A 1,138-nucleotide genomic window follows, 5' to 3' on the forward strand; every position below is an offset into this window, starting at 1 on the left:
CTCATATTTTTCGGCCTAGCGCCTCGGCTGCACGGCCGACGCTCGCCAAGATGTCATCGGCCTTTCGATGCCAGCGAAAGGGTCGAGGGTTGGCGTTATGAGTGGACAGATAGTACTCAATAGACTCCTCCAGATCCTTCACGCTGGTATGTGCCTGGCGCTTGATCCACTTCTCGCTCAGCGTCGAAAAAAAACGCTCCACCAGGTTCAACCAGGATGCCGAAGTAGGTGTGAAATGCACTTGGTAGCGCGGATGCCCTGCCAACCACGCTTTCACTTTGTCGGTCTTGTGTGTCGCGTAGTTGTCCATTACCAGATGAACAGGCATGTCCTCTGGTACGTTGGCGTCCACCTCTTTGAGGAACGCGAGAAACTCCGTACTTCGATGGCGGCGCTTCAATCTTCCGATTACTTCGCCTGTAGCGATGTCCAGCGCCGCGAACAACGATGTGGTTCCGTGGCGCTTGTAGTCGTGGGTGCGAGTGCTGGGTTTTCCGGGTGCAAGAGGTAAGCCTGGCTGGGTACGGTTCAGCGCCTGGATCTGGCTTTTCTCGTCGATACATAGCACCAGGGCCTTGTCGGGCGGGTTGAGATAGAGCCCAACAATGTCATGCACCTTGTCGACGAACAGCGGATCGGTCGAAAGCTTGAAAGTCTTTTCTAGGTGAGGCTTGAGGCCGAAGGCATGCCATATCCGCATGACGCTGGCTGGAGAAATCCCGGTTGCCTGACTCATCGAGCGAGTGCTCCAGTGACTGGCATCTTCGGGTTTGGATTGCAGTGCCTGATTGACCACGGCCTGTACTTGTTCATCGGTAATGCTGCGAGGCCGGCCTGAACGATGTTCGTCATTTAAACCATCAAGTCGCAGCCGACTGAATCGCACTCGCCAACGCGAGACCGTATGTACGCCGATGCCGAGTCTGCGGGCGATCGAGGTACCCGACTCTCCACCTGCGCACGCCAAGATGATTTCGGCCCGAATGCGCGATTCAGCAGGGCCTTTACGCTGTCGAGAGCGACGAAGCAGTTCGAGCTTTTCTTCGTCGCTCAGCTCAATCGGGGCTGCAGGTCGGCCGGTTTTCATATCGTTGCTCCACGGCATTTCTGATCCTGAAAGCCTAGACCAAAATATGAG

1 protein-coding gene is annotated in these 1,138 nt (G+C 55.9%); it reads right to left on the reverse strand.

What is annotated here, in order from left to right:
- Position 1: 1 nt before the first annotated feature.
- Positions 2–1,087 carry an IS630 family transposase gene (locus tag ACF8MI_RS16280; RefSeq protein WP_181073987.1) on the reverse strand — a complete coding sequence of 362 codons (1,086 nt, stop codon included), beginning with the start codon at positions 1,085–1,087 and terminating at the stop codon, positions 2–4.
- Positions 1,088–1,138: the final 51 nt, after the last annotated feature.

Source organism: Pseudomonas sp. yb_9 (genome assembly GCF_043103635.1).
Lineage (GTDB): Bacteria > Pseudomonadota > Gammaproteobacteria > Pseudomonadales > Pseudomonadaceae > Aquipseudomonas > Aquipseudomonas monteilii.

Bases quoted from the DNA above. Each gene is read 5' to 3' on its own strand.
- ACF8MI_RS16280 (WP_181073987.1), bottom strand. From the start codon at position 1,087: ATGAAAACCGGCCGACCTGCAGCCCCGATTGAGCTGAGCGACGAAGAA.